2 protein-coding genes are annotated in these 1,000 nt (G+C 32.2%); both read right to left on the reverse strand.

The features are described from left to right. On the reverse strand, nt 1–391 hold a 391-nt coding region (locus GH664_RS22945), incomplete at its 3' end, for an FtsX-like permease family protein (RefSeq protein ID WP_153170330.1). After that, nucleotides 381–1,000 (reverse strand): ABC transporter ATP-binding protein (locus GH664_RS22950; RefSeq protein ID WP_153170331.1); only part of this gene is annotated, 620 nt, incomplete at its 5' end. The genes GH664_RS22950 and GH664_RS22945, both read right to left, overlap by 11 nt.

Consider the following 1,000-nt stretch of genomic DNA (forward strand, 5'->3'; position numbering starts at 1 on the left):
ACACAAACTGGCTGAATAAAAAGCCAATAGGAATAGCTAATACAAATGCTAAAATTCCCAACAGTATATTTTCAATTACAACTAAGTGGGCAATTTCTTTTTTCTTAATGCCAAGAAGCATATATGTTCCTAATTCTTTACTTCTTTTTTCAAACATAAATTTCGTTGTATAGTTGATCAAAAAGCATATCACAAAAATAATAAGAATATTTACAGCGAACAATGAATTCTTAAATGCATCCATACTGGAACATAACTTTACAATTTCATCAGAATTTGCCACCAAATTAAAAGCAAATATAAGAGAAAAGGATGCAGTAACGGTTATCAGATAAATCAAATAATCTTTAATATTTCTTTTTGTATTTCTATACGCTAACTTACCTAACATTTCCCACTTCACCTCCGAGCAAGGTTAATATATCCAGTATTTCATTGAAGAAATCTTTTCTGCTTTTTTCCCCTCTGAAAATTTCATTGAATATTTTACCGTCTTTCAAGAACAAAATACGTTCACAGAAAGACGCACTAAACGGGTCATGTGTTACCATTAAAATAGTAGCCTGCATTTTCTTGTTGATTTCAGACATTGTTTCCAGTAATAATCTGGAAGCTTTTGAGTCCAAAGCTCCCGTCGGTTCATCAGCTAAAATCAGTTTCGGTTCATTGATTAAGGCTCTAGCACAAGCACAACGCTGTTTTTGTCCGCCAGAAACTTCATAAGGAAATTTCGATAAAATATCACGAATACCCAATTTATCGGCGATAGCATGAACTCTTTTCTCAATATCAGTAGGGTTCTGTTTGTTGATAACCAATGATAAAGAAATGTTTTCTCCAATCGTTAAAGTATCTAAAAGGTTGAAATCTTGAAAAATGAACCCTAAATTTTCACGTCTGAAATCAGCAAAATCTTTATCCTTGATTTTGGTAATATCTTGATTATTGACTGTAATGTGTCCGCTGGTTACAGTATCAATCGTAGAGATACAGTTTAATA

The organism is Thauera sp. 2A1 (assembly GCF_009469595.2).
In the GTDB taxonomy this organism is placed as follows: domain Bacteria; phylum Pseudomonadota; class Gammaproteobacteria; order Burkholderiales; family Rhodocyclaceae; genus Thauera.